21 protein-coding genes are annotated in these 23,053 nt (G+C 66.2%); 16 read left to right on the top strand and 5 right to left on the bottom strand.

The genetic code is table 11. The features are described from left to right. Nucleotides 1-143: 143 nt before the first annotated feature. On the top strand, nucleotides 144-2,747 hold the full coding sequence (locus Q8Q80_RS16045) for a glycosyltransferase (RefSeq protein WP_305633887.1): 2,604 nt from the start codon (nucleotides 144-146) through the stop codon (nucleotides 2,745-2,747). Between the two features lie 15 nt (nucleotides 2,748-2,762). Beyond that, nucleotides 2,763-4,304: a glucan 1,3-beta-glucosidase gene (locus Q8Q80_RS16040; protein ID WP_305633886.1), complete on the top strand. Its 1,542-nt coding sequence runs from the start codon at nucleotides 2,763-2,765 to the stop codon at nucleotides 4,302-4,304. A gap of 107 nt (nucleotides 4,305-4,411) precedes the next feature. Here Q8Q80_RS16040 and Q8Q80_RS16035 read toward each other — a convergent pair whose 3' ends face one another. Both Q8Q80_RS16035 and Q8Q80_RS16030 read right to left on the bottom strand, forming a co-directional pair. After that, nucleotides 4,412-5,506 (bottom strand): NADH:flavin oxidoreductase/NADH oxidase, encoded by a 1,095-nt coding sequence (locus Q8Q80_RS16035; protein WP_305633885.1) that lies wholly within the window; start codon nucleotides 5,504-5,506, stop codon nucleotides 4,412-4,414. A 98-nt stretch (nucleotides 5,507-5,604) separates the two neighbouring features. Further along, nucleotides 5,605-6,078 carry a nuclear transport factor 2 family protein gene (locus Q8Q80_RS16030; protein WP_305633884.1) on the bottom strand — a complete coding sequence of 158 codons (474 nt, stop codon included), beginning with the start codon at nucleotides 6,076-6,078 and terminating at the stop codon, nucleotides 5,605-5,607. A gap of 93 nt (nucleotides 6,079-6,171) precedes the next feature. Here Q8Q80_RS16030 and Q8Q80_RS16025 point away from each other — a divergent pair, with 93 nt between their 5' ends. The 3 genes from Q8Q80_RS16025 (at nucleotide 6,172) to lolD (ending at nucleotide 8,833) form a co-directional block, all read left to right on the top strand. Continuing rightward, a complete protein-coding gene (locus Q8Q80_RS16025) occupies nucleotides 6,172-6,774 on the top strand; it encodes a TetR/AcrR family transcriptional regulator (RefSeq protein ID WP_305633883.1) in 603 nt (200 codons plus the stop codon). A gap of 150 nt (nucleotides 6,775-6,924) precedes the next feature. Continuing rightward, nucleotides 6,925-8,169: a lipoprotein-releasing ABC transporter permease subunit gene (locus Q8Q80_RS16020; protein ID WP_305633882.1), complete on the top strand. Its 1,245-nt coding sequence runs from the start codon at nucleotides 6,925-6,927 to the stop codon at nucleotides 8,167-8,169. Beyond that, nucleotides 8,162-8,833: a lipoprotein-releasing ABC transporter ATP-binding protein LolD gene (gene lolD, locus Q8Q80_RS16015; RefSeq protein ID WP_305633881.1), complete on the top strand. Its 672-nt coding sequence runs from the start codon at nucleotides 8,162-8,164 to the stop codon at nucleotides 8,831-8,833. The genes Q8Q80_RS16020 and lolD overlap by 8 nt, the downstream gene beginning before the upstream one ends. Before the next feature lie 50 nt (nucleotides 8,834-8,883). On the opposite strand, the gene Q8Q80_RS16010 is transcribed toward lolD, so the two are convergent. After that, nucleotides 8,884-9,153: a hypothetical protein gene (locus Q8Q80_RS16010; RefSeq protein ID WP_305633880.1), complete on the bottom strand. Its 270-nt coding sequence runs from the start codon at nucleotides 9,151-9,153 to the stop codon at nucleotides 8,884-8,886. Between the two features lie 135 nt (nucleotides 9,154-9,288). Then, nucleotides 9,289-9,849 carry a DUF2062 domain-containing protein gene (locus Q8Q80_RS16005; protein WP_305633879.1) on the bottom strand — a complete coding sequence of 187 codons (561 nt, stop codon included), beginning with the start codon at nucleotides 9,847-9,849 and terminating at the stop codon, nucleotides 9,289-9,291. A gap of 89 nt (nucleotides 9,850-9,938) precedes the next feature. Here Q8Q80_RS16005 and Q8Q80_RS16000 point away from each other — a divergent pair, with 89 nt between their 5' ends. Genes Q8Q80_RS16000 through Q8Q80_RS15990 form a run of 3 tightly spaced genes read left to right on the top strand, consistent with a single transcriptional unit; the run spans nucleotide 9,939 to nucleotide 13,884 of the window. Beyond that, nucleotides 9,939-12,344, top strand: coding sequence for a DNA internalization-related competence protein ComEC/Rec2 (locus Q8Q80_RS16000; RefSeq protein ID WP_305633878.1), 2,406 nt, complete (start codon nucleotides 9,939-9,941; stop codon nucleotides 12,342-12,344). Next, a complete protein-coding gene (locus tag Q8Q80_RS15995; RefSeq protein WP_305633877.1) occupies nucleotides 12,344-13,267 on the top strand; it encodes an alpha/beta fold hydrolase in 924 nt (307 codons plus the stop codon). The genes Q8Q80_RS16000 and Q8Q80_RS15995 overlap by 1 nt, the downstream gene beginning before the upstream one ends. Then, nucleotides 13,264-13,884 carry a DUF1415 domain-containing protein gene (locus Q8Q80_RS15990; RefSeq protein WP_305633876.1) on the top strand — a complete coding sequence of 207 codons (621 nt, stop codon included), beginning with the start codon at nucleotides 13,264-13,266 and terminating at the stop codon, nucleotides 13,882-13,884. The genes Q8Q80_RS15995 and Q8Q80_RS15990 overlap by 4 nt, the downstream gene beginning before the upstream one ends. Before the next feature lie 71 nt (nucleotides 13,885-13,955). Here the strand turns inward: Q8Q80_RS15990 and Q8Q80_RS15985 are convergent, their stop codons facing one another. After that, nucleotides 13,956-14,228: a hypothetical protein gene (locus Q8Q80_RS15985; protein ID WP_305633875.1), complete on the bottom strand. Its 273-nt coding sequence runs from the start codon at nucleotides 14,226-14,228 to the stop codon at nucleotides 13,956-13,958. 143 nt (nucleotides 14,229-14,371) lie between these two features. Between Q8Q80_RS15985 and Q8Q80_RS15980 the strand changes: the two genes are divergently transcribed. The 8 genes from Q8Q80_RS15980 (at nucleotide 14,372) to Q8Q80_RS15945 (ending at nucleotide 22,277) form a co-directional block, all read left to right on the top strand. Continuing rightward, a complete protein-coding gene (locus Q8Q80_RS15980; protein ID WP_305633874.1) occupies nucleotides 14,372-15,139 on the top strand; it encodes a pseudouridine synthase in 768 nt (255 codons plus the stop codon). Between the two features lie 855 nt (nucleotides 15,140-15,994). Beyond that, on the top strand, nucleotides 15,995-16,348 hold the full coding sequence (locus Q8Q80_RS15975; protein ID WP_305633873.1) for a hypothetical protein: 354 nt from the start codon (nucleotides 15,995-15,997) through the stop codon (nucleotides 16,346-16,348). 256 nt (nucleotides 16,349-16,604) lie between these two features. Continuing rightward, nucleotides 16,605-18,284, top strand: a complete 1,680-nt coding sequence (locus tag Q8Q80_RS15970) for a DUF2341 domain-containing protein (protein WP_305633872.1) — start codon at nucleotides 16,605-16,607, stop codon at nucleotides 18,282-18,284. A gap of 89 nt (nucleotides 18,285-18,373) precedes the next feature. Then, complete coding sequence (locus Q8Q80_RS15965; protein ID WP_069038000.1) at nucleotides 18,374-18,784, top strand: biopolymer transporter ExbD; 411 nt, start codon at nucleotides 18,374-18,376, stop codon at nucleotides 18,782-18,784. 19 nt (nucleotides 18,785-18,803) lie between these two features. Then, nucleotides 18,804-19,208: a biopolymer transporter ExbD gene (locus Q8Q80_RS15960; RefSeq protein ID WP_305633871.1), complete on the top strand. Its 405-nt coding sequence runs from the start codon at nucleotides 18,804-18,806 to the stop codon at nucleotides 19,206-19,208. Then, nucleotides 19,208-19,912, top strand: coding sequence for a TonB C-terminal domain-containing protein (locus Q8Q80_RS15955; RefSeq protein WP_305633870.1), 705 nt, complete (start codon nucleotides 19,208-19,210; stop codon nucleotides 19,910-19,912). Before Q8Q80_RS15960 ends, Q8Q80_RS15955 begins: the two co-directional genes overlap by 1 nt. A gap of 50 nt (nucleotides 19,913-19,962) precedes the next feature. Further along, complete coding sequence (locus Q8Q80_RS15950) at nucleotides 19,963-21,624, top strand: putative porin (RefSeq protein ID WP_305633869.1); 1,662 nt, start codon at nucleotides 19,963-19,965, stop codon at nucleotides 21,622-21,624. Nucleotides 21,625-21,626: 2 nt separating this feature from the next. Beyond that, nucleotides 21,627-22,277 (top strand): hypothetical protein, encoded by a 651-nt coding sequence (locus Q8Q80_RS15945; RefSeq protein ID WP_305633868.1) that lies wholly within the window; start codon nucleotides 21,627-21,629, stop codon nucleotides 22,275-22,277. The last annotated feature ends 776 nt before the right edge of the window (nucleotides 22,278-23,053 follow it).

The following is a 23,053-nucleotide window of genomic DNA, read 5'->3' as shown; positions in this document are numbered from 1 at the left end:
ATTTTCGCTGTGTTAGCATCGCCGCGCTGCAACAACGGGTCGTTCGCAGACATGTACAACGCGGCAGAATGGCGAGTTGTGCAGACCCCAACCTTACCGGAAATTCCGCGTCCGACGCTTCATGGCGCGGTCGCACACCGCGCATGAAAAGACATATTTCGCTCGCCCGGATACTGATGGCGCTGTTCGTGGCGGGCGGCGTTGCCGCGGTCCACTTCGGCCTGTGGGCGGTGATGAACCGGCCGGTCAGCGTGGTCGAACCGCTCGATTACATCGACGGATTTTCGTACAGCCCCTACCGCCGTGACCAGACGCCGCTGCGCGGCATCTACCCCTCTTACGAAGAGATTGCGCAGGACCTCGTGCAACTGGGTGGCATCGCCCACCGCATCCGTACCTACAACTCGACCGAAAACCCGGAAGTGTCGGACCTGGCCGGCCGGAACGACCTGAAGGTCACGGCCGGCGCGTGGATCGATAGCGACAAGCTGCGCAACCGGCGCGAAATTGGTGCGCTGCTGGCCGACGCCCGCTTGCACAGCAACATCGACCGGCTGATGGTCGGCAACGAAGCACTGCTGCGCGCCGATGTGACGATGCCGGAAATGATCGAGTACCTGAGCGAGGTGCGCGAGGCGACCGATCTGCCGGTGTCCACCGCCGAGCCCTGGCATGTGTGGCTGAAAAACCCCGAACTGGCCAATCACGTCGACTACCTCGCCGTGCACCTGCTGCCGTATCACGAAGGCTTGCCAGCAGACAAGGCGGTCGATTACGCGATGGCGCGCTACCAGGAACTGCTCGATGCCTTTCCGGGCAAGCCCATCCTGATCGGTGAAATCGGCTGGCCGAGCAAGGGGCCGACCATCCAGGCCGCCGTGGCCTCGGAAGAGAACCAGGCGCGCTTCGTGCGCGAATTCCTGTACCGCTCGCTGTGCAAGAACCTGGACTACTTCCTGATCGAAGCCTACGACCAGCCGTGGAAGATCGAAATCGAAGGCTGGGCCGGCGCCTACTGGGGCATGTTCAATGCCGACCGACAGTTGAAGTTCCCGCTCGAAGGCAGCGTGGACCGCAACAGTGGCTGGATCGACGACGCGGTCGTGGCCACCGTGTTTGCGCTGGTCCCGATGCTGCTGCTGTGTCTGGCACAGCGGGGCATGAGCATGTTCGGCCTGCTGTGGATGTGCGTACTGGTGCAGGCCTGCGTCACCGCCATCGTCATTTCGGCCCGGCTGCCGGCAGACTATTACTTCACGCTGCGCGATCTCACGGCGCTGATCGGTCTGGTGTTCGGCGTCATGCTGACGGCGGGCGTGCTGTTGACCAATGGCTTCGAATTCGCCGAGGTGTTCTTCAAGGCGCGCTGGCGTCGCGCCTACAAGGCGGCCGAGCCGCTGCCGCCCGAGCGCCAGCCGTTCGTGTCGGTGCATCTGGCCTGCTGCAACGAGCCGCCGGAAATGGTGATCGCCACCATCGACAGTCTGGCGGCCATGGACTACCAGAACTTCGAGGTGCTGGTGATCGACAACAACACCAAGGACGAGGCGCTGTGGAAGCCGGTCGAGGCGCGCATGGCCGAACTGGGGCCACGCTTCCGCTTCTTCCATCTGTCGCCGTGGCCCGGCTTCAAGGCGGGTGCGCTGAATTTCGGCTTGAAGCAGACGGACCCGCGGGCCACCGTGGTCGGCGTGGTCGATGCCGATTACGTGGTCACGCCGGACTGGCTCAGTGCATTGATTCCGCACTTCCATGATGAAAAGGTCGCCGTGGTGCAGGCGCCGCAGGCGCACCGCGAATGGGAACGTCACCCGTTCCGCCGCATGTGCAACTGGGAGTTCGAAGGCTTCTTCCGCATCGGCATGCACCATCGCCACGAGCGCAATGCGCTGATCCAGCACGGCACGATGACGCTGGTGCGCCGTTCGCGCCTGGAAAGCTCGGGCAACTGGTCGGAGTGGTGCATCTGCGAAGACACCGAGCTGGGTCTGCGCCTGCTCGAAAACGGCGACGAACTGCGCTACATCGACCGCGTATTCGGCCGCGGCCTGACGCCGGCCAGCTTTGCTGCCCTGAAGTCGCAGCGCTTCCGCTGGGCTTTCGGCGCGATGCAGATCCTGAAGGGCCACTGGCGTTCGCTGTTCGGTCGCAGCAAGCTCGACAGCGGCCAGCGCTATCACTTCATCACCGGCTGGTTCTCGTGGTTCGGCGACGCGCTGCAACTGGTGTTCGCCATGGGTGCCATCGCCTGGACGGCGGCCATGCTGATCTGGCCCAAGCTGTTTTCGTTGCCGGTCACCATCATGCTGGCGCCGGTACTGGGTCTGCTTGTCGCCAAGGCGGCGATGGGCCCGATCCTCTACCGGCGCGCGATGGATTGCCCGTGGGCCGACATTGCCGGTGCGTCGCTGGTCAGCCTCGGTCTGTCGCACTCGATCGCACGCGGCGTGATGGCCGGACTGACGCACAAGCGCGGTGTGTTCCTGCGCACCGCCAAGGGCAGGGGCGAAAGTGGTCTGGCCCAGTTCTTCCAGCCGATCCGTGAGGAAACGTATCTGCTGCTGGCCTTGATCGCCGCCGCCTGGGCCATGATCATGCTGCGCGGTACACAGAACATCGAAGTCGTGCTGTGGGTGACCATGCTGGGTCTGCAGTCGCTGCCCTACCTCGCCGCCGTGGGCTGCCAGTTCATTGCGCAGTTGCCGGAAAAAGCCGAGCCGCTGCCGGCGCAGGCCCAGGCCGCGTGACCGGTCACTGAAGAAATGAACCGTCCCGCGCCGCGCTGGGTGCGTTATGCGCTTGTCCACTTCCTTGCCCTCGTGCTGCTGGCGGTCTGGCTGTGGCAGCGCAATGTGGCGCAGCCGCTGGCCGACGTGCCGGCGGACTTCGGTCCGCTCCAGTGCGTGTCCTACGCGCCCTATTACCGCCCGGGTGAATCGCCGCTGCAACCGGACTTCCGGGTCACGCGCGAGCGGATAGACGCCGATCTGGCGCGACTGGCCGAAATCTCCGGCTGCGTGCGGCTGTATTCGGTCGATCAAGGCCTGCACCATGTGCCGGAGCTGGCCGGCAAGCACGGCCTGAAGGTGCTGCTGGGTGCCTGGATAGGCGGTGATGCGGCGAAGAACGACCGCGAACTGGCTCAGGCCATCGAACTGGCCAACCGTCATCCGGACGTGGTGCGCGGCCTGATCGTCGGCAACGAAGTGCTGCTGCGACGCGAACAGACGCCGGACGCCATGCGCATCTATATCGAACGCGCGCAGGCGGCGACGAATGTGCCGGTCACCTACGCCGACGTGTGGGAGTTCTGGCTGATGAACAAGAGCCTCGCGCAGTCGGTCGATTTCGTCACCGTGCATGTTCTGCCCTACTGGGAAGACGAGCCGCAGCCGATCGATCGCGCGATCGCCCACGTCGAGGACGTGATGAAGACGGTCGATGCCGCCTTCGACAAGCCGCTGCTGATCGGTGAAACCGGCTGGCCCAGCGTGGGCAAGCAGCGCGATGGCGCACGACCCGGGGTGCTCGAGCAGGCACGCTACCTGCGCGAATTCGTCATCGCCGCGCACACGCACGGCTGGCAGTACAACCTGATCGAAGCTTTCGACCAGCCGTGGAAGCGCCGGCTGGAGGGCACGGTGGGCGGGTTCTGGGGTCTGCTCGATTCGGACGGCCAGGCCAAGTTTGCCTGGCAGGGGCCGCTCGCTGCGCGGGTGGACGGGCCGCAACCGCTGGTAGGCGGCGCCGCCGGTCTGGCGCTGGCGCTCGTGCTGTCGACGCTCGGCCGCGTGCGCCGACCCGCCGCGACGGTCGCGTTCGCCGTGTCCGGCGTGCTGGCCGGCGTCATCGCACCGCTGCAGTTCGACTATCTCGCGCTGGCCTGTCGCAGTCCGCTCGAATGGGCCGCCATGGGGAGCATTGCAGCGGTCGGCTGGCTGATGTGGGCCGCGCTGCCCTGGACACTGCACGGTCGCCCCGGCGAGGCGGTGCGCCTTGCGGCACGGGTGCTGCTGTTCGGGCTCGCATTCAGCGGCCTGCTGCTGGCTGTTGACGGCCGCTATCGTGACTTCCCCTTCCTGCTGTTCCTGCTGCCGGCCGTGCAGTGGGGTCTGGCCAACGCCTGGGCCCGGCTGGCGCCCTTGCCCCCTCTGCCGGAAGCGCCGCTGTTCGCCGCCGTCGCGGTGCTCGGCAGCGCCGTCGCCTGGCTCGCCGACTGGCGTAATCCGCAGGCGTTCGCCTGGCTCGCGCTGACGATCGTGATGGCGAGTGCGTTCGTGCTGCGTCGGGAACGCGGGTACTGAGCTGAAACCGCCGCTCGCGGCGAGGCTGCCGCTCCCACAAGGACCGCTCCCCAGGCACGCTACCTGCAGCGAAACTCCAGCTTTCCGGCAGCCCGCTATCGCACCCTTCAGCGGAACAGTGTCTTGTATTCCCTTGGCTGGCAGCGCAGGTACTGGGGTGCGGCGTCGACCTGCGCGCCCAGTTTCGCGGCGGCGTGCCAGGGCCAGCGGGGGTCGTACAGCATGGCGCGGGCGAGTGCGATCAGGTCGGCCTGACCGCTGGCGAGGATGGCTTCAGCCTGTTCCGCCTCGGTGATCAGGCCGACTGCGATGGTCGGCAGGCCGCCGTCGCGCTTGATGCGTTCGGCGAAAGCGACCTGATAGCCGGGCACCGCCGGAATCTGCTGCAGCGGCGAGGCGCCGCCGCTCGACACGTGGATCCAGGCCGCGCCGCGCGCCTTCAGCGCCTGCGTGAAGGCGACGCTCTGATCGACATCCCAGCCGCCGTCCACCCAGTCGCTGGCGGAGATGCGCACACCGACCGGCTTTCCGGCCGGAAAGGCGGCGCGCACGGCATCGAACACTTCAAGCGGGAAGCGCATGCGGTTGTCCAGCGAGCCGCCGTACTCGTCGCTGCGTGTATTGGCAAGCGGCGTCAGGAACTGGTGCAGCAGATAGCCGTGCGCGGCGTGCACTTCGATCGCGTCCAGCCCGAGTCGCGCCGCGCGACGGGCCGTGTCGGCGAATGCAGTGCGGATGCGCTGGAGTGCCGCCGCATCAAGGGCGACCGGTGGATGTTCGCCCGGCGCATGCGGCTGCGCTGACGGCGCCACGGTCTGCCAGCCTCCGGCCGATGGAGGTATCTGCGCGCCGCCTTCCCACGGTCGTGCGACCGATGCCTTGCGGCCGGCGTGGCCGATCTGGATGGCGATCGGCATGGCCGAATGTGCGCGCACCGTGTCGAGCACGCGCGCCAGCGCGGCTTCGTTGGCGTCCGACCAAAGACCGAGGTCCTCGGCCGAAATGCGGCCCTCCGGCTCGACCGCCGACGCTTCGATGATCAGCAGGCCGGCGCCGGACAGCGCCATCTGTCCCAGATGCATCAGGTGCCAGTCAGTGGCGCAGCCGTCCTGCGCCGAGTACTGGCACATCGGTGCGATGACGATGCGGTTGGGGAGCTGCAGCGGGCCGAGCGCATAGGGCTGGAAAAGCAGGCTGGACATGGGTGACGGTGCGTGGTGACAGAGGCGTGCAGTATCCCTGACGGCGGCCCGGGCGCGCCACCGTCAGGTTGCCGAACCAACGGAAAGTCAGTGAAGAATCAGAGTCCGAGTTCGCTCAGCCCCGGATGGTCGTCCGGCCGACGGCCCTGCGGCCAGCGGAACAGGCGATCGGATTCGCTGATCGGCAGGTCGTTGATGCTGGCGTGGCGGCGCGCCATCAGGCCGCGCTCGTCGAATTCCCAGTTCTCGTTGCCGTAGGAACGGAACCACTGGCCGTCGGCGTCGAGCCATTCGTAGGCAAAACGCACCGCGATGCGGTTGCCACCGGTGCACCACAGTTCCTTGATCAGCCGGTACTCATGTTCCTTCGCCCACTTTCGGGTCAGGAAATCGACGATGCCGGCGCGTCCGTTGATGAATTCCGAGCGGTTGCGCCAGCGGCTGTCCGGCGTATAGGCGAGCGACACCTTGTGCGGGTCGCGATTGTTCCAGCCGTCTTCGGCGGCGCGCACCTTCTGTGCGGCGGTGTCGGCGGTGAAGGGCGGCAGCGGCGGGCGGGGGGCGTCGGTCATGGCGGGCTCCATCGGGCAGGGTTGGAAAAAGGACGGGGATACAGATCTGTCTACATGCTTGAACAAGACAGGTCTGTCTGTCAACATGCGAAGATGACTTTCACCCTCGACGACCTCGCCGGCTCCGGCCCGCTGCCGGAGCAGGACGCGCGCACCCGCGTGCTCGAAACGGCCTACCGGCTGTTCTACCGGCATGGTCTGCGCGCCACCGGCATCGACCGCATCATCGCCGAGTCGGGCGTGGCCAAGATGTCCTTCTACCGTCACTTTCCTTCCAAGCAGGCGTTGATCGACGCCTACCTCGACCTGCGCCATGCGCGCTGGATGGCCTGGCTGGAAGGTCGGCTCGGCGGGTCGAGTTCGCCGCGCGACGGGCTCGCTGCGCTGCCCGATGCACTCGATGACTGGTTCCGCAGCCCCGGCTTCCGCGGCTGCGCCTTCATCAACGGTCACGCCGAAGCGGGATCCGACGCCCCGGCCATGACCGTGATGCACAAGCGCGCGCTGGCCGCACGCATCGAACAGCAGTGTGAAGACGCCGGCCTGGCCTGTCCCGGAGACGTGGCGGCCGACCTGCTGCTGGCCATCGAAGGCGCCATCGTGCGCGCGCAGATGGACGGCGCCGATGCTGCGCGCGGCCCATTGCACAGGCTGTTCGCGCGCACCCTGTCGGATGCCGGCGGCGAACGGGCCTGACGGTCCCCGGAACGCTGACTGTGGGGCGGCCGCGCGCAGCGCTCTCCCTCGGCTCCCCTCCGCAGCGTCGCATCCGGGCAACCATTTCGCTCGCGGTGTCAGCGGATGCGGACGACGCGCTCTCGCCGATACCGGTACCATCCTTGCCCCATGAACTATGAAATCCTGCTCGGCCTGCGCTATGTGCGGGCGAAACGGCGCAACGGCTTCATTTCCTTCATTTCCCTGATTTCCACGCTCGGTCTGGCGCTGGGCATTGCAGCGCTGATCACGGTGCTGTCGGTGATGAACGGATTCCAGAAGGAGTTGCGCACCCGCATCCTCGGCGTGGCGTCACACGTGCAGATCACCGGCTACGACAACGAACTGACCGACTGGCAGCAGGTGGCCGATCGCGCGTTGCAGAACACCGACGTGAAGGCCGCAGCCCCCTATGTCAGCGAGCAGGCCATGCTGAGCTTCGACCAGACGGTGCGCGGCGCCATGGTGCGCGGCGTGCTGCCGGCGGCCGAAGATGGCGTCGCCGATTTCAGTCAGCACATGCGCGCCGGCAATCTTGCCGATCTGCAGCCGGGCGGCTTCGGCGTGGTGCTGGGCATCGAACTGGCGCGCGCGCTGCGCGTGCAGGTCGGCGAAAAGGTGACGCTGATCGCGCCGCAGGGTCTGGTGACGCCGGCGGCGGTGCTGCCACGGCTGAAGCAATTCACGGTGGTCGGCGTGTTCGAGGCCGGGCATTTCGAGTACGACGCCAGTCTGGCGCTGATCCACATGCAGGACGCGCAGACGCTGTACCGGATGGAAGACCGCGTGTCGGGCGTGCGGCTCAAGCTGGGCGACCTGTTCGACGCGCCGCGCGTGGCGCGCGATCTGCACGCGCAGATGTCGGGCGACGGTCTGCTGGTCGGCGACTGGACGCGCCAGCACGCCAATTTCTTCCGCGCCATCGCGATCGAGAAGAACATGATGTTCATCATCCTGATGCTGATAGTCGCCGTGGCGGCGTTCAACATCGTGTCCATGCTCATCATGGTGGTGACCGACAAGCAGGCGGACATCGCCATCCTGCGCACGCTGGGTGCCAGCCCGGCCAGCATGATGGCGGTGTTCATCGTGCAGGGCGCCATCATCGGCGGCGGCGGCCTGCTGCTCGGCGTGGCCGGCGGTGTGGCGCTGGCGTCCAATCTCGACGTCGTGGTGCCGGCCATCGAAGCCATCGCCGGTGTGTCGCTGTGGTCGGCCGAGGTGTATTTCATTCCCGAGCTGCCGTCGGAAATCCTGTGGTCCGACGTGCTGACGGTGACCGTCATCGGCGGCCTGCTGACACTGGCCGCGACGCTCTATCCGAGCTGGCGCGCGTCGCGCGTGCAGCCGGCGGAGGCACTGCGCTATGAATGAAGCCGTGCTGAAGTGCGAGGGACTGACCAAGGTGTTCCATCAGGGCAAGGTCGAGGTGCCCGTGCTGTCCGGCGTCGATCTGGCGGTGCTGCGCGGCGAGCGCGTGGCCATCGTCGGCGCCAGCGGATCGGGCAAGAGCACCTTGCTGCACCTGCTGGGCGGGCTGGACACGCCGACTGCGGGCAGCGTGTCGCTGCTCGGCCAGCAGTATTCGACGCTGGGCGAGGCGGCGCGCGGCGCGCTGCGCAACCGCTCGCTGGGCTTCGTCTACCAGTTCCATCATCTGCTGGCCGAGTTCTCCGCGCTCGACAATGTCGCGATGCCGCTGATGATCCGCCGCCAGTCACGGCCGCAGGCGCGCGAAGCCGCCGCGGCCATGCTGGCCGACGTCGGGCTGGCGCACCGGGTGGACCATCAGCCGGGCGAAATGTCCGGCGGCGAACGCCAGCGCGTGGCGATCGCGCGCGCGCTGGTCACCCAGCCGGCCTGCGTGCTGGCCGACGAGCCGACCGGCAATCTCGACAGCAAGACCGCCGACGGCGTGTTCGACCTGATGCTGACGCTGAGCCGCACGCGCGGCACCAGCTTCGTCATCGTCACGCACGACGAGCGGCTCGCCGCACGGGCGGACCGCATCGTGCGGCTGGTGGACGGCCGGTTTTAGGCAGAATCAAGGCACAAGAGGCAAGGTGCAAGGTGGCGGCGCCTGCGGTTTCAGGCGGTTCGGCGTGCGAGGGCGCGCAAGGTGTCGCGCGTTGCTTCGTCAGCGGTGACCGACTGCAGTCGCGCCTCCAGCCGGGCAATGAAGCCAGCCGAGGCGTGGCCGGCGTGCACATTGCCAAGCTGCATCAGCAGGTCGTCGATCAGATACCACTCGTCGTCACTGAGCGCCTGCCGCGATGCGGTGGGCGCGCTGCGCGTGCGACCATCGAGGTCACCTTTGAACTGCATGTAGACATCGAGTTTTTCAACGGTCAGGGTCATGCCAGTCTCCACTTCGTTTCTTGACGGGGCCGATTCCAGGGCCTGATGGCGCCGGCACTCCCGCTTCGTTCCCGCCGCGCCCAGTGTCCCTCTTGCGGGTAGGGGAACACGGGGGTGCCGCGCACGTCGTCATGATTACGCCTTGCGCCGCTGCGCCCGCGCGCGCCAGCTGCGTATCAGGTGCCAGCGCCACAGGCCCAGCACAGTGACGTAACCGATCGCGGCCAGCGTCACTGCCAGCAGCGGCAGGCCGATCAGCAGCGGCTCGCCCAGCGCCATCACCCAGTCGAACAAGGCGCGGATCCAGCCGCCGAATCCGGCACCGTCCGGGATGTGCGGCGCGTGGAAGGTGGCGCCGGGTGGCATGGTCAGGCCGAGCAGCGGCATCACCAGCCGGCCGTAGCCCCACGCGAAGGCGTACAGCGGCACGATGGTCAGCGGGTTGCTGTAGAAGGTGACGGCCATCGACAGCGGCAGGTTCACGCGCAGCAGTACCGCCAGCCCGGCGGCCCCCAGCATCTGCAGCGGCCCCGGAATCAGTCCGGCGAACAGCCCGACCGCGACGCCGCCCGCGCAGCTGTGGCGGTTCAGGTGCCACAGCCTGGGATGGCCGAGCCAGTCGGCAAAGGGTGCCAGCCAGCGATTGCAGCGCAGGGTTTCCGTGTCGGGGATGTATTTCCGGAAGATTTTTTTCATCGGAGCGGATTATCCGCTGCCGTCGTGACGGCATGGCAATGGTGTGGTTCGAATGACTTCCGGGACGCGTGACGGGATAATCGATCGTCATGATCCTGCCCGTCGCGCTTTCGCTTGTTGCCGGTACCTGGCTCGCCCAGCAGCAGGCTTTGCTGCCCGTGCCCGCCATGCTTTACGGCCTGTCGGCCCTTTCGCTGCTGCTGGCGCTGGTCGCTTCGACCCGACTCACGCGCGCTGCATCCGACAGCGCCCTCTGCGTCTCGGTTGCACTGGCCGCCTTCGTGTGGGCCAGCGCAACAGGGCATGTCGCGCTGGCCGACCGTCTGTCGCACGCGCTGGAAGGGCAGGACATCGACCTGATTGGCGTGATCGCGGGGCTGCCGCAGCGGGTGGAGCGCGGCCAGCGCTTCGATCTGGCGGTCGAACAGGCGCCGTCCGGCGTGCCGCAAAGAATCGCCCTGACCTGGTACGACAGTCGCGACGCGGATTCGCCGGCAGCGGAAGCGACCCCGCAGTTGCAGGCCGGCAGCCGCTGGCAGCTGCGCGTACGCCTGAAGCGGCCGCACGGCAACATGAATCCGCACGGCTTCGACTACGAAGCCTGGCTGTTCGAGCGCGGCATCGGCGCGACCGGCCATGTGCGTGCCGGCGGCGAAGGACGACAGGCGCAGCGGCTGATCGCCGTTCGGGCGGGCGGGCTCACCGCATGGATCGATGCACAGCGCGACGCGGTGCGATCGCGTTTCACGGCGGTGATGCACGACGACGCGCTGGCCGAAGTGCCGCCGTGGCGATGGGCCGGCGTGCTGATCGCGCTGGCGATCGGCGACCAGCGGGCGATCCCGCCGGCACACTGGGACCTGTTCGAGCGCGCCGGCCTGACGCATCTGGTGTCGATCTCCGGATTGCACGTCACGATGGTCGCCGCACTGTCCGGTCTGTTGCTGTCGGCGCTCTGGCGCCGGGTGCCCGCGCTGGCACTGCGCTGTGCCGCGCAGCGCGCAGGCCTCGTCGCCGGATTGATGGCCGCCACCGCCTACTGCGCGCTGGCTGGTTTCGGCATTCCGGCGCAGCGCACGCTGATCATGCTGGCGGTCGCCGGGGTGGCGTTGCTGGCCGGGCGTTTCTCGTCACCGTTCAATGCGCTTGCACTGGCCGTGTGTGTGGTGTTGCCGCTGCACCCGATGGCGGTGATGAACCCCGGCTTCTGGCTGTCGTTCGGCGCGGTGGCGCTGCTGTTCTACGCGGCCGCCGGCCATCTGGGACCGCCGCATCCGGTGCGCAGCTGGCTCGGCGCACAGGCCGCGATCACGCTCGGCCTGGCGCCGCCGATGATGGCGCTGTTCGGTCAGGTGTCGCTCGTGTCGCCGCTGATCAACCTGTTCGCGATTCCGCTGGTCAGCGTGGTCATCACGCCACTGGTGCTGATCGCCATCGTGCTGCCGCTCGACGCGCTGCTGTGGCTGGCGCATGCGCTGACCACCGGGCTGATGTGGGCGGTGCAGGGGCTGGTCGCGCCCGACTGGGTGCTGTGGCATGCCGCAGCGCCGTCAGGTTGGGCGGTCGCGTGCGGCATGCTCGGTGCCGCGAATCTGCTCGCGCCGCGCGGCTGGCCCGGACGTGTGCTCGCCGTGCCGCTGATGTTGCCGCTCTTCATGACGCCGGACACCCGGCCGGCCGCCAGCGACATGCGGGTGGTCGTGCTCGACGTCGGTCAGGGACTGGCCGTGCATGTGCAGACCGCGCAGCACGACCTGCTGTTCGACACCGGCCCGCGCTACGGCGTGGAAGCCGATGCCGGCGGGCGGCTCGTGCTGCCCTATCTGCGGGCGATCGGTGTGCGGCAACTCGACACCCTGATCGTCAGCCACGCCGACAGCGATCATTCAGGTGGCGCCGCATCGTTGCTCGCCGGCCTGCCGGTGGGCGAGGTGCTGTCGTCGGTGCCGGCGCACGACGGGCTGCGTCTGGTGCGGCCCGACACGCGGGACTGCGCAGCCGGCCAGCGCTGGACGGTGGATGGCGTACAGTTTTCGATGCTGCATCCGCCGCCCGGTGCCGTCGCACTTGGCGCGCGCAGCAGCAACGCGTTGTCGTGCGTGCTGCGCGTCGACAGCGTCCACGGTTCAGCCCTGATCACCGGCGATGTGCTGGCCGACGGTGAAGCGGCGCTGCTCAAGGCGGCTGCGCCGCTGGCCGCCGATCTGCTGGTGAGCCCGCATCACGGCAGCCGCACGTCGTCGACGGAAGCCTTCGTGGAGGCGGTCGACGCCAGCGATGTTGTGCACGCCGTCGGCTACCGCAACCGCTTCAATCACCCGCATCCGAAGGTGCAGGCACGCTATGCCGACCAGGGAACTGCCCAGTGGCGCAGCGACCTCCACGGTGCCGTGGCATTCGATTTCACCGCAGACGGCATCCACCGCAAGCTCAGCCGCGAGATCAACGCGCGCTACTGGCACAATCGGTTTCCTGTTCAACCCGAAGGACCGTGATGGGACTGTTTGACCGGATATCGGCGTGGTTAGGCAGCGCGCCGCCCGCACCACGCGACGCAGCGCCGCGTCTGCACCGCGTGCAGTGCGCCAATCCGAAAGGGCTGCATCACATGGCTTATGCGGAATGGGGCGACCCGGCGAATCCGCGCGTGCTGGTGTGCGTGCACGGACTGACCCGGGTCGGGCGCGACTTCGACTTTCTCGCGCAGCAGCTCGCCCGGCACTACCGCGTGGTGTGCCCTGACGTGGTCGGACGCGGTCGCAGCGACTGGCTGCCGGACGCCGCGAATTACGGCGTGCCGCAGTACGTCGGCGACATGGTGACGCTGATCGCGCGCCTCGGCGTCGAAGAGGTGCATTGGTTCGGTACCTCGATGGGCGGCCTGATCGGCATGGCGCTGGCTGCGCTGCCGCAGTCGCCGATCACCCGCATGGTGCTGAACGACGTCGGACCGGTGGTCACCTCGGTGAGTCTTCGGCGCATCGCGGAGTACGTCGGCAAGGCGCCGAAGTTCGCCAGCCTGGACGAGGCCGACCGGTACATCCGTGCGGTCAGCGCGCCGTTCGGGCCGCTGACCGACGCGCAGTGGCGCCATCTCACGGTGCATTCGACGCGGCCGACGGCCGGCGGCGCCTTCGAAATGGGCTATGACCCGGATATCGCCAAGCCGATGCAGGGCATGCTGTTCCTGGGCGACATCGAACTGTGGAATCTGTATGAGGCGATCCGTTGCCCGACGCTGTGCGTGCGCGGCGCCGAATCGGATCTGCTGACGCGCGACACGCTGGCGCAGATGGCGGCGCGCGGACCGAAGGCGCGCACGCTCGAGATTGCCGGCGTCGGACACGCGCCGATGTTCATGGACACCGCGCAGACCGCGCCGATCGAACAATTCCTGATCGAAGGTTTCACCGCATGACGAAGAACAAAACTACGGACGAAACAACGGACGAGACAACGAAGCCGTCAGCGGACGAAGTGATCGCCGCGACGCGCGACTGGCTGGAGAAGGCCGTGATCGGCCTCAACCTGTGCCCGTTCGCCAAGGCGGTGTATGTGAAGGAACAGGTGCGTTATGTGGTCAGCGAAGCGACGCACCTGGATGGCTATCTGGAGGATATTGACCGCGAGATCGAGTTTCTCGCCGCAGCCGATCCGCAGCAGGTGGACACCACCCTGATCATGCATGCATCGTTGCTCGAGGATTTTCTCGATTTCAACGACGTGCTCGATCTGGTCGACGACGCGGTGACCGAGCATGGGCACGAAGGCGTGCTGCAGGTCGCTGCCTTCCATCCGCTGTGGCAGTTCGCCGACACCGAGCCGGACGACATCGGCAACTTCACCAACCGGGCACCGTTCCCGACCATCCACCTGCTGCGCGAAGCCAGTGTCACGCGCGCGGTTGACGCTTTCCCGGAAGCGGAAAGCATCTACGAGCGCAACATCGACACGCTGGAAAAGCTGGGTCTCGACGGTTGGCGCGCACTTGGCCTGCCGGTCGGGCTCCGGTCCGCGTCAAATTCGAAGTCCTGAGCCGCGGCCGCGCCGTCAGCGACGGGCCGGCCAAGTGCGGCGCAACCGCGTGTGGTCCAGTCCGATGCGGCTCAATCAACTTCCGAAAAGTTCGCCAGTTCGGCGCTCAGTTCAGGCCAGTTGTGTGAAAGCCTGTGTACGCCGGCCGGCGTGACGACATCGATCGAAAACACTCTCTTGTCGGCGCTGACCAGACCGGCACCGTGGACAGTCGGCTGAGACGGGTCGCGCGCATGCCGCAGCACCACCTTCATCTGGCGGCCCGGCACGGCCGACTCGAGGCGCAGCCGGTTCGAGTGATTGGTGAGATCGACGATGTACTGATTGACGTCTACGTCGTTCATGACAGTCCTCCTGGCAGATGATGCGTTCAGAAGTCAGAACTTCAATCTAGCACCGCTCGCGCGTTCGCTCTCCCCAATCGATGCTGCAGTGCAATCGCATGCGATGATGCGCCGCCTCTCCGACGACCCGAACAGACCTGTCCGTGACTGTCTCCCTGCCCGACATTCCGCTTGAAATCATCTATCGCGACGACGTCATGGTCGCGATCAACAAGCCGTCCGGCCTTCTGGTGCACCGCACCGCGCTCGATCGGCACGAAACCGAATTTGCAGTGCAGCGGCTGCGCGACCAGATCGGCCAACGCGTGTGGCCGGTGCACCGGCTGGACCGCGGCACGTCGGGGGTGCTGGTGTTCGCGCTCGACGCGGTGTCGGCGCATGCGCTGGCGGACCAGTTCGCGCAACACACGCCGGACAAGCGCTACCTCGTGCTGGTGCGCGGCCATCCGTCGGAGGCGGGCGTCATCGACCATCCGCTGCGTCGCGTGATCGACGCAATCGACCCGCGCGCGGCGCGTGAGGGCGCCGAACCCGTCGAGGTGCAGCCGGCGCTGACCCGATACCGACGGCTGGCGACAGTCGAACTGCCAGTCATGGTCGATCGCTACCCGAGCAGCCGCTATGCGCTGGTCGAAGCGCTGCCGCTGACCGGCCGCACGCACCAGATCCGGCGCCACATGAATCACATCGCCCACCCGGTAATCGGCGATTCGACCCACGGCAAGGGCGTGCACAACCGCTATTTTGCGTCCGCCTGGGGCGTGAGCCGGCTGATGCTCGCCTGTATATATATGCAACTGCGGCATCCGGTCAGCGGTGATCCGATCACGCTGCAATGCGATCCGGGTGAAGCGTTCGGGCGGCTGGCCGAGGCATTCGGCTGGAAGCTGCAGTCGATTTTCGCTTGCTAGCAGCAAGATATCGCCCGATCAACGTACGCATCGCGGACAGGGTCCGCTCCTACGAAGGGCAACATCGTCGCGGTTTTCGTAGGAGCCTGCCCCGCAGGCGATTCCCGTCTTCGAAGTGCGGCATCGCGTGATCAACGTACGGATCGCGGACGGGGTCCGCTCCTACGCAAGGCAGCACCGTCGCGGTTTTCGCAGGAGCCGTCCCACGGTCGGCCCTGCATGGCCGACCGGCTATGCGGGCGGCGAGCGGTGCTCGCCGAAACCGCCGCTCAGCCCCCGCAGGCGATTCCCGTCTTCGAAGTGCGGCATCGCGTGATCAACGTACGCATCGCGGACAGGGTCCGCTCCGAAGGGCAACAGCGTCGCGGTTTTCGTAGGAGCCTGCCCCGCAGGCGATTCCGGTCTCCGAAATGCGGCATCGCGTGATCAACGCCCGGATCGCGGACAGGGTCCGCTCCTACGAAGGGCAACATCGTCGCGGTTTTTCGTAGGAGCCGTGCTCGCCGAAACTCCCGCTCCGTTCCCGCAGGCGATCCCGGTTTCACAACACGTGAGATCGCACGATCGGCGTGCGCATCACAGACACAAGGCCCGCGGCGGCGAATCACGCCGCCGAGCGTCAAGGTTGCAAAATCGAGGTCGCCAGCTCATGCCGCGAAATATCGCGGATCCGCGGGATTTAGCGGGGTTATGTATTCCTGGCTAAGAAGTTTTAATCTTTCAAGATATTGTTTTTAAAAAAGAAAAGTCTTCCCGTTGCAACTGGCACGCATGCTGCTGAGAGGAAAGCGTCGAGAGCACACCGCTCAACCCGAAACCGGGCGACTGCATACCCAACCTCAAAGGAGCTTTGCCATGAACAAGATGATCGCTGTCCTGATGTTTGCCGGTCTGACCGTGTCCGCCGCCTCGTTTGCCGGCAGCACGACCACCCATGAATCCATCTACGAGCCCGGCTATCTGAGCAACCTGTCGGACAAGGGCGCGCTGGGCGGGCGTGCCGCGACCCGCGACGTGCTGGCCCACGAGTCGACGTATGACCCGGCCTATCTGCGTGCGCTGAGTCAGGCACCGGCGGGCAAGTCGTTCGACGGTCTCGTGATCAACCACGAGTCGACCTATGCGCCGGGCGTGCTGCGCAGCTTCACGTCGGAGCGCGCGGTGCCGATGCGCAGCGCGCAGGCGCCGGCGGACCGTTCGGCGATCTGATGCGGTCTGCAACACCGGATCGCCGACGGGGCGATCCGGTGTGCAGCGCAACCGTCGCAATGGCGCATCGTCCCGCGGACCGTCATCGGCCCGCATTTCACTTCTGGTGAGCGGAGCACGCGACACCAGCCGTGATGCGGCGCAGCAGGAAACGATGTTCCGGATAGTCCGAACGGACTATCAATGCCCATATTTCATGTCACGGCATGGACATGTTCGGCCCCGACAATCGGCGCTGAACTCATCCCCGCCTGCCATGAAAACCCTGATTGCTCTCGGCGCCTTCGCGGCGCTCATCCCCTCTTTTGCCAACGCCTGGTGGGACGAAGCGTGGACCGCCCGCCGCACCGTCACGCTCGATACCAGCGCCGCGGGCGTGCCGATCAGCGCGCCGCAGAACTCGATTCCGGTGGCGATCCGCCTGCACAGCGGGAATTTCGACTTCCTGGGCGCGAAGGACGATGGCTCGGACATCCGCTTCGTCACCGCCGACGACAAGACGGTGCTGAAACACCACATCGAACGCTTTGATGCGCTGAACGAACTGGCCGTGCTGTGGGTGCAGGTGCCGCTGATCGCGGCCGGCGACACGCCAGCCACGCTGTACGCCTACTTCGGCAATGCAGCCGTCGGCGGCGCACAGGACAGCAAGGAGACCTATGACGCCTCGACCGTCGGCGTGTGGCACTTCTCAGAAGCCGCCCCGCTGGCCGATGCATCCGCCAGCGCGCTGATGGCGCAGGGGACGGTGCAGATCCAGAAGGCGGCGCTGTTGGGCGACGCTGCCATCTTCGGCGGTACGCCGATCACGGTGGCGGCGGGCGCACCGCTGGCGACGACCGCAGGCGGCGCCTGGACGATGTCGGCCTGGATCAAGCCGGCCGCGCTGCCGCAGCAGGCGACGCTGTACGGCCAGGGCGCACTGACCGTGAAGATCGAAGACAGCGCGCTGGCATTGAACATCGGCGCCACGCGACTGGCCGGCGGCACGCTGCAGCCGGGCGTGTGGCAGCACGTCGCGGCAACGGTCGGCGGCGGCAAGGCCACCCTCTACATCAATGGTCAGCCGGCCGGCAGCGCCGACGTTGCGCTGACCGCAGAGCAGGCCGACGTCGTCATTGGCGACGGCTACACCGGCGAACTGGACGAAGTGCAGCTGGCGAACACCGCGCGCAGCCCGGACTGGATCAAGCTTGCCGCGTTGGGGCAGGGCGCTGACGCGACCTTCGTCGCGGTGCGCGAGGAGGTGGCCGAATCGGAAGGGGGGCACAGCCACTTCGCGGTGCTGGTCGACAACCTGACCGTCGATGCCTGGGTGGTCATCATCATCCTCGGTGTCATGTTCCTGATCAGCGCCTGGGTCATGGTGGACAAGGCGATGCAGGTGATGCGCATCGACAAGGCCAACCGCGGCTTCATCAATCGCTTCCGCACGGCTGCCAATGACTTCCTGCTGCTCGACAAGGGTGAAACATATGGTGATTCGTCACTGTTCCGCCTGTATGGCGCCGGGCTGCGCGAAATCCGCAAGCGATTCGACACCCAGGGTGAAGCCGCCGGCCTGACCGGCGCGTCGATGGACGCGATCAAGGCCGCCATCGATGCCGATCTGGTGCGCGAATCGCACAAGCTCAACGCGCGCATGGTGTTGCTGACCATCGCGATTTCCGGCGGCCCCTTCCTCGGCCTGCTCGGCACGGTGGTCGGCGTGATGATCGTGTTCGCGGCCATCGCGGCAGCCGGCGACGTGAACGTCACCGCCATCGCGCCCGGTATTGCCGCCGCATTGCTGGCCACCGTCGCCGGTCTGGCGGTCGCGATTCCGGCGCTGTTCGGCTACAACTACCTCGCGTCGCGCATCAAGAACATCAGCGCCGACATGCAGATCTTCGTCGACGAGTTCATCACCCGCGTCGCCGAAGTGCACGGCCGCTGAGAGGCGAAAAATGCGACCCCCACGCTCACTTCGTTCGCTGCCCCCCACGGGGGCTGCTCAGCGCCTTCGGGCGGCCGGGCGGCGCTGACATGTCCGCCGACGTCAAGGACGACAACCAGCCGTACGACGAAATCAACGTCACGCCGATGCTCGACCTGGCGTACGTGCTGCTGGTGGTGTTCATCATCATGACCACGGCGTCGGTGCAGGGCATCAAGGTCGAGGCGCCGGTGACCGAAACGGTCGTCAGCCTGGCGAAACCGCAGACGCGAGCCATCACGATCACGGCTGCCGGCGATGTTTTTCTCGACGCCTATCCGGTCGATCTGGCAATGCTCGAAACCCGCCTTGCCCAGCACAAGAGTGCCAACCCGGCGCTGCCCGTGGTGCTCAAGGGCGACGCGGCCGCGCACTTCGAAAAGGTGTCGGCCGTGCTGGAAATCTGCAAGCGGCTGGACATCACCGAAGTCGGCCTGGTGACCAAGAAGGCGGCAGGCTAGGCATGGAGCGGAACGCGTAATGCAGGTCAATACCGAAGCCAAGCCGTACGACGCGATCAACGTCACGCCGATGCTCGACCTGGCGTATGTGCTGCTGGTCGTGTTCATCCTGATGACGACTGCCGGCGTGCAGGGGCTGACGATGACGCTGCCCAAGCCGTCGAACAAGCCGAGCACCGAACAGCACGAAATCAAGATCGTGCAGGTGATGGAAAGTGGCGCGCTGATGGTCAATGGTGTCGGCGTGACGCTCGGCCAGCTCGAAGGCCAGCTCAATGCCGTGCGGGCGCGCGACCCGAAATTCAGCGTGATGATCCGCGGCGAAGCCCGCGCACCCTATGCCGGCGTGATCGAGGTAATCGATCTGGTCAATCGCATGGGCATCGAAAACGTCGGCCTCATCACGTCCAGGATCGGTACCTGATGGGCGCACTTGCAGAAGATTCGGTCGACGGCGTCAGCACCGGCCGTCGCGTGCGCAACATCCTGCTGGCGCTGGCCGGCATGGGGATGGTTGGCTACGGCGGCTACTGGTTGAAGACGCAGTTTTCGAAGCCGTCGGCACCCGCCCGTCAGGTGACGAAGATTTCCATCATTCCGGATACGCCCCCGCCGCCCCCGCCACCGCCGCGTGAAGAAAAGCGGCCGGAGCCGAAGGAGCAGAAGGACGTCAAGGTCGAGCAGCCCAAGCCGGTCGAGGCGCCGCCGCAGCAGGCCGAGCAGCTGAAGATGGAAGGTGCGGCCGGCGACGGCCCGAGCGCGTTCGCGTCGGGCGACGTCACCAATGAATACAAGGGTGGCGACATCGGCAGCACGATAGGCGGCGGCCCGGCCAAGCCCAGCCGCATGCAGTACGCCTTCTACACCAATGCGCTGCAGCGCCACATCCAGGACGAGCTCGCGCGCAACCGCAACGTGAAGCAGATCGATTACCGCGTCGTCGTGAAGGTGTGGCTCGGCCGTGACGGCAGCATCCAGCGCGCCGTGCTCGACGACAGCACCGGTGACGACAAGGCCGACAGTGCGCTGTCGGCCGCGCTGGCCGACATGCGCGCCTTCCGCGACGCGCCACCGGCCGACATGCCGCAGCCGATCCGCCTGCGCATCACCAACCGGCTGACCGGCTGAACGCGCGAGCGCTCCGCCCACCCATTCCAGACAGATCCCGGACCGATGTCATGAAGAAATCCCTCCTCCCTGTTGCACTGGCCGCGCTGTTCGCGCTGCCGGCGCACGCCAGTGAAGCGGAAACGCTGGATACGCTGCGCCAGACCACGCTCAACCTGATCGATGCACTGGTCGACACCGGCGTGCTGACACGCGAAAAGGCCGATGCGCTGGTCAAGGCCGCCGAAGCCAAAACTGCCAAGGCAGTGGCCAGGGCAAAAAAGGACACCACGGTGCGCGTGCAGTACGTACCCGAATCGGTGAAGGCGGAAATCCGCGACCAGCTGAAGCAGGAAGTGCTGGCCCAGGCGCGCAGCGAAGGCTGGGCGACGCCGAACGCGATTCCGGAGTGGACCGAACGCATCAAGATCGAGGGTGATATCCGGGTGCGCTATCAGGATGATCGTCTCGGGGATGACAACACCACTACCCTGGGCTTGACCGGCCTTCATCCCGGCGCGACCGGCGCCGTCCAGGACTATCCCTTCGTCACGCGGAATCCCGGGGGCGCCGAGGTGGATTCCAATGGCGTTCCGGTGAACAATCTTGAAGACGACGTGAACAGGTTGCGGGTTCGCGCGCGCCTCGGCGTGCTGGCGAAGATCAATGATTCGGTCAGCGCAGGTTTGCGCGTCGCGACGGGTAACCGCGAAGACCGGGTGTCGACCAATCAGACGCTTGGCAACAACTTCAACAAGTACAACTTCCTGGTTGATCGCGCCTACATCAAACTCGATCCGGTTGAGTGGTTCAGTGCTTCGGGCGGACGCATCCCGAATCCGTGGTTCAACACCGATCTGGTGTGGGATGAGGATCTCAATTTCGAAGGCGTTGCAGCGACCCTGCGCGATGTCAGGCCATCTTCGACACTGCGCCCGTTCGCGACCGCAGGCTGGTTCCCGCTGCGCGCCGATTCGCCGCCGTCGGCTGACAAGCGGTGGTTGGCGGGTGTGCAGCTTGGCGCGGACTACGACTTGAACAGCCAGACCCGATTACGTTTCGGGCTTGCCAAGTTCCGCTATGGCAACCTGGAAGGCCGGGTGCAGAGTTTCAATCCGAACACTTTGCTGCCCGACGCTGATTACGGCCGTTACGCCTATGAAAATGGCTTCCGCGCCAAGGGCAACACCGTGTTCAAGACGAACGACCCGGTGAACGACACATCGGACAGCGAGCCCAACTGGGGTCTCGCTTCGAAATTCGAACCCTGGGTGCTGACGGTCGCCGCCGATCTCGCTCACTACGACCCGGTTCACGTGATGTTCACGGCCGAGTACGTCAAGAACACGGGCTTTGATCGTGCGGACATCCTGCGCCGGACCGGTCTTGCGCTTACCGATGGGGATGACACGGCCTATCACGTCCGTCTGCAGGTCGGTATGCCGCTGGTACGCCTGGCCAACGACTGGCAGGCCTTTGCATCGTACAAGTACATCGGTTCGGACGCAGTACTCGATGCCTTTACCGATTCCGATTTCGGCCTCGGTGGAACGAACCTGAAGGGCTTCGTCATCGGAGGCAGCTACGGCCTTTATCGGGATACCGCTTTAGGTCTGCGCTGGTATTCGGCGCAGAACATCGATTCGATGACCTACCTGACTCAGAACGCTTCGATCACCGGTCAGCGCTTCAAGGTCGACACGCTGATGGTCGACATGAACGTGAGGTTCTGACCGTGAAGACCCTGAGCTTTCTTCTGGTCGCGCTGCTCTGCGCCAGCACGGTCCATGCGCAGCAGGCCTCGCGCGAGCAGGAACAGTTGCGTCGTCTGCGCGCCCAGGCGCAGCAGCTGCAGCAGGCACTGTCGGCCGAACAGCAGGCGCGCCAGCAGGCGGCTGCCGAAGCCGACCGGCTGAAGCAGGCGGCCGAAGTCGAATTGCCCAAGCTGGAAGAAGAAGCCGCCAGCGCGAAGCGCCGCGCCAGCGGTGCGCAGCGCAAGGCCGATCAACTCGCGCGCGAACTGGAAGAAGCGCGCATCGCTGCCGCAGCACAGGCGCAGCAGCTCGAAGCGACCCGCAAGCAGCTGGCCGACCGCGAACGCGATCTGGCACAGACCCGCGACACCCTGCAGAAAACCGAACGCGAACTGCAGGGCGCGCGCACCCAGGGTGAATCGCTGACCGGCCAGCTGGCCCAGTGCACGAAAGACAACGTCGCCCTGTACCAGACCGGCATCGACATGCTCGATCGCTGGCGCGACCGCTCGCTCGGCGAACGTGCGGGGCAGGCCGAGCCTTTCACCCAGATCGGTCGCGTCAAGCTGGAAAACCTCGTCGAAGGCTACCGCGACCGCCTTGAAGACAGTCTGTCCCGGCCGGAAAAGTAGAGGATTACGGCGAAACACCGCAGTCTCAGAAATGCGGCATTGCATGATCGACGCGCGTATCGCGGACAGGGTCCGCTCCTGCGAAAAGGCAACACCGTCGCGGTTTTCGTAGGAGCCATCCCACGGTCAGCCCTGCATGGCCGACCGGCTCCACGGGCGGCGAGCCGTGCTCGCCGAAACCCCCGCGCCGCCCCCGCAGGCGATTCCGGTCTCCGAAATGCGGCACCGCGTGATCGAAGTCCGTATCGCGGACAGGGTCCGCTCCGAACGGCAACACCATCGCGGTTTTCGTAGGAGCCTGCCCTGCAGGCGATGCGGTCTTCGAAATGCGCCATCGCGTGATCGAAGTCCGTATCGCGGACGGGGTCCGCTCCGAAGGGCAGCAGCGTCGCGGTTTTTGTAGGAGCCGTTCCACGGTCGGCCCTGCATGGCCGACCGGCTCCACGGGCGGCGAGCGGTGCTCGCCGAAACCCCCGCTCCGCCCCCGCAGGCGATTCCCGTCTCCGAAATGCGGCAGCGCATGATCAACGTACGGATCGCGGACAGGGTCCGCTCCTACGAAGGGCAACATCGTCGCGGTTTTCGTAGGAGCCGTCCCACGGTCGGCCCTGCATGGCCGACCGGCTATGCGGGCGGCGAGCGGTGCTCGCCGAAACCCCCGCTCCGCCCCCGCAGGCGATTCCCGTCTTCGAAGTGCGGCATCGCGCGATCGAAGTCCGTATCGCGGACAGGGTCCGCTCCTACGGAAGGCAACATCGTCGCGGTTTTTCGTAGGA

The sequence above is a fragment of the Methyloversatilis sp. genome, assembly GCF_030698125.1.
GTDB lineage: Bacteria > Pseudomonadota > Gammaproteobacteria > Burkholderiales > Rhodocyclaceae > Methyloversatilis.
The sequence above is the reverse complement of the archived record's forward strand: the minus strand, read 5'-3'. Positions and strand labels throughout refer to the sequence as shown.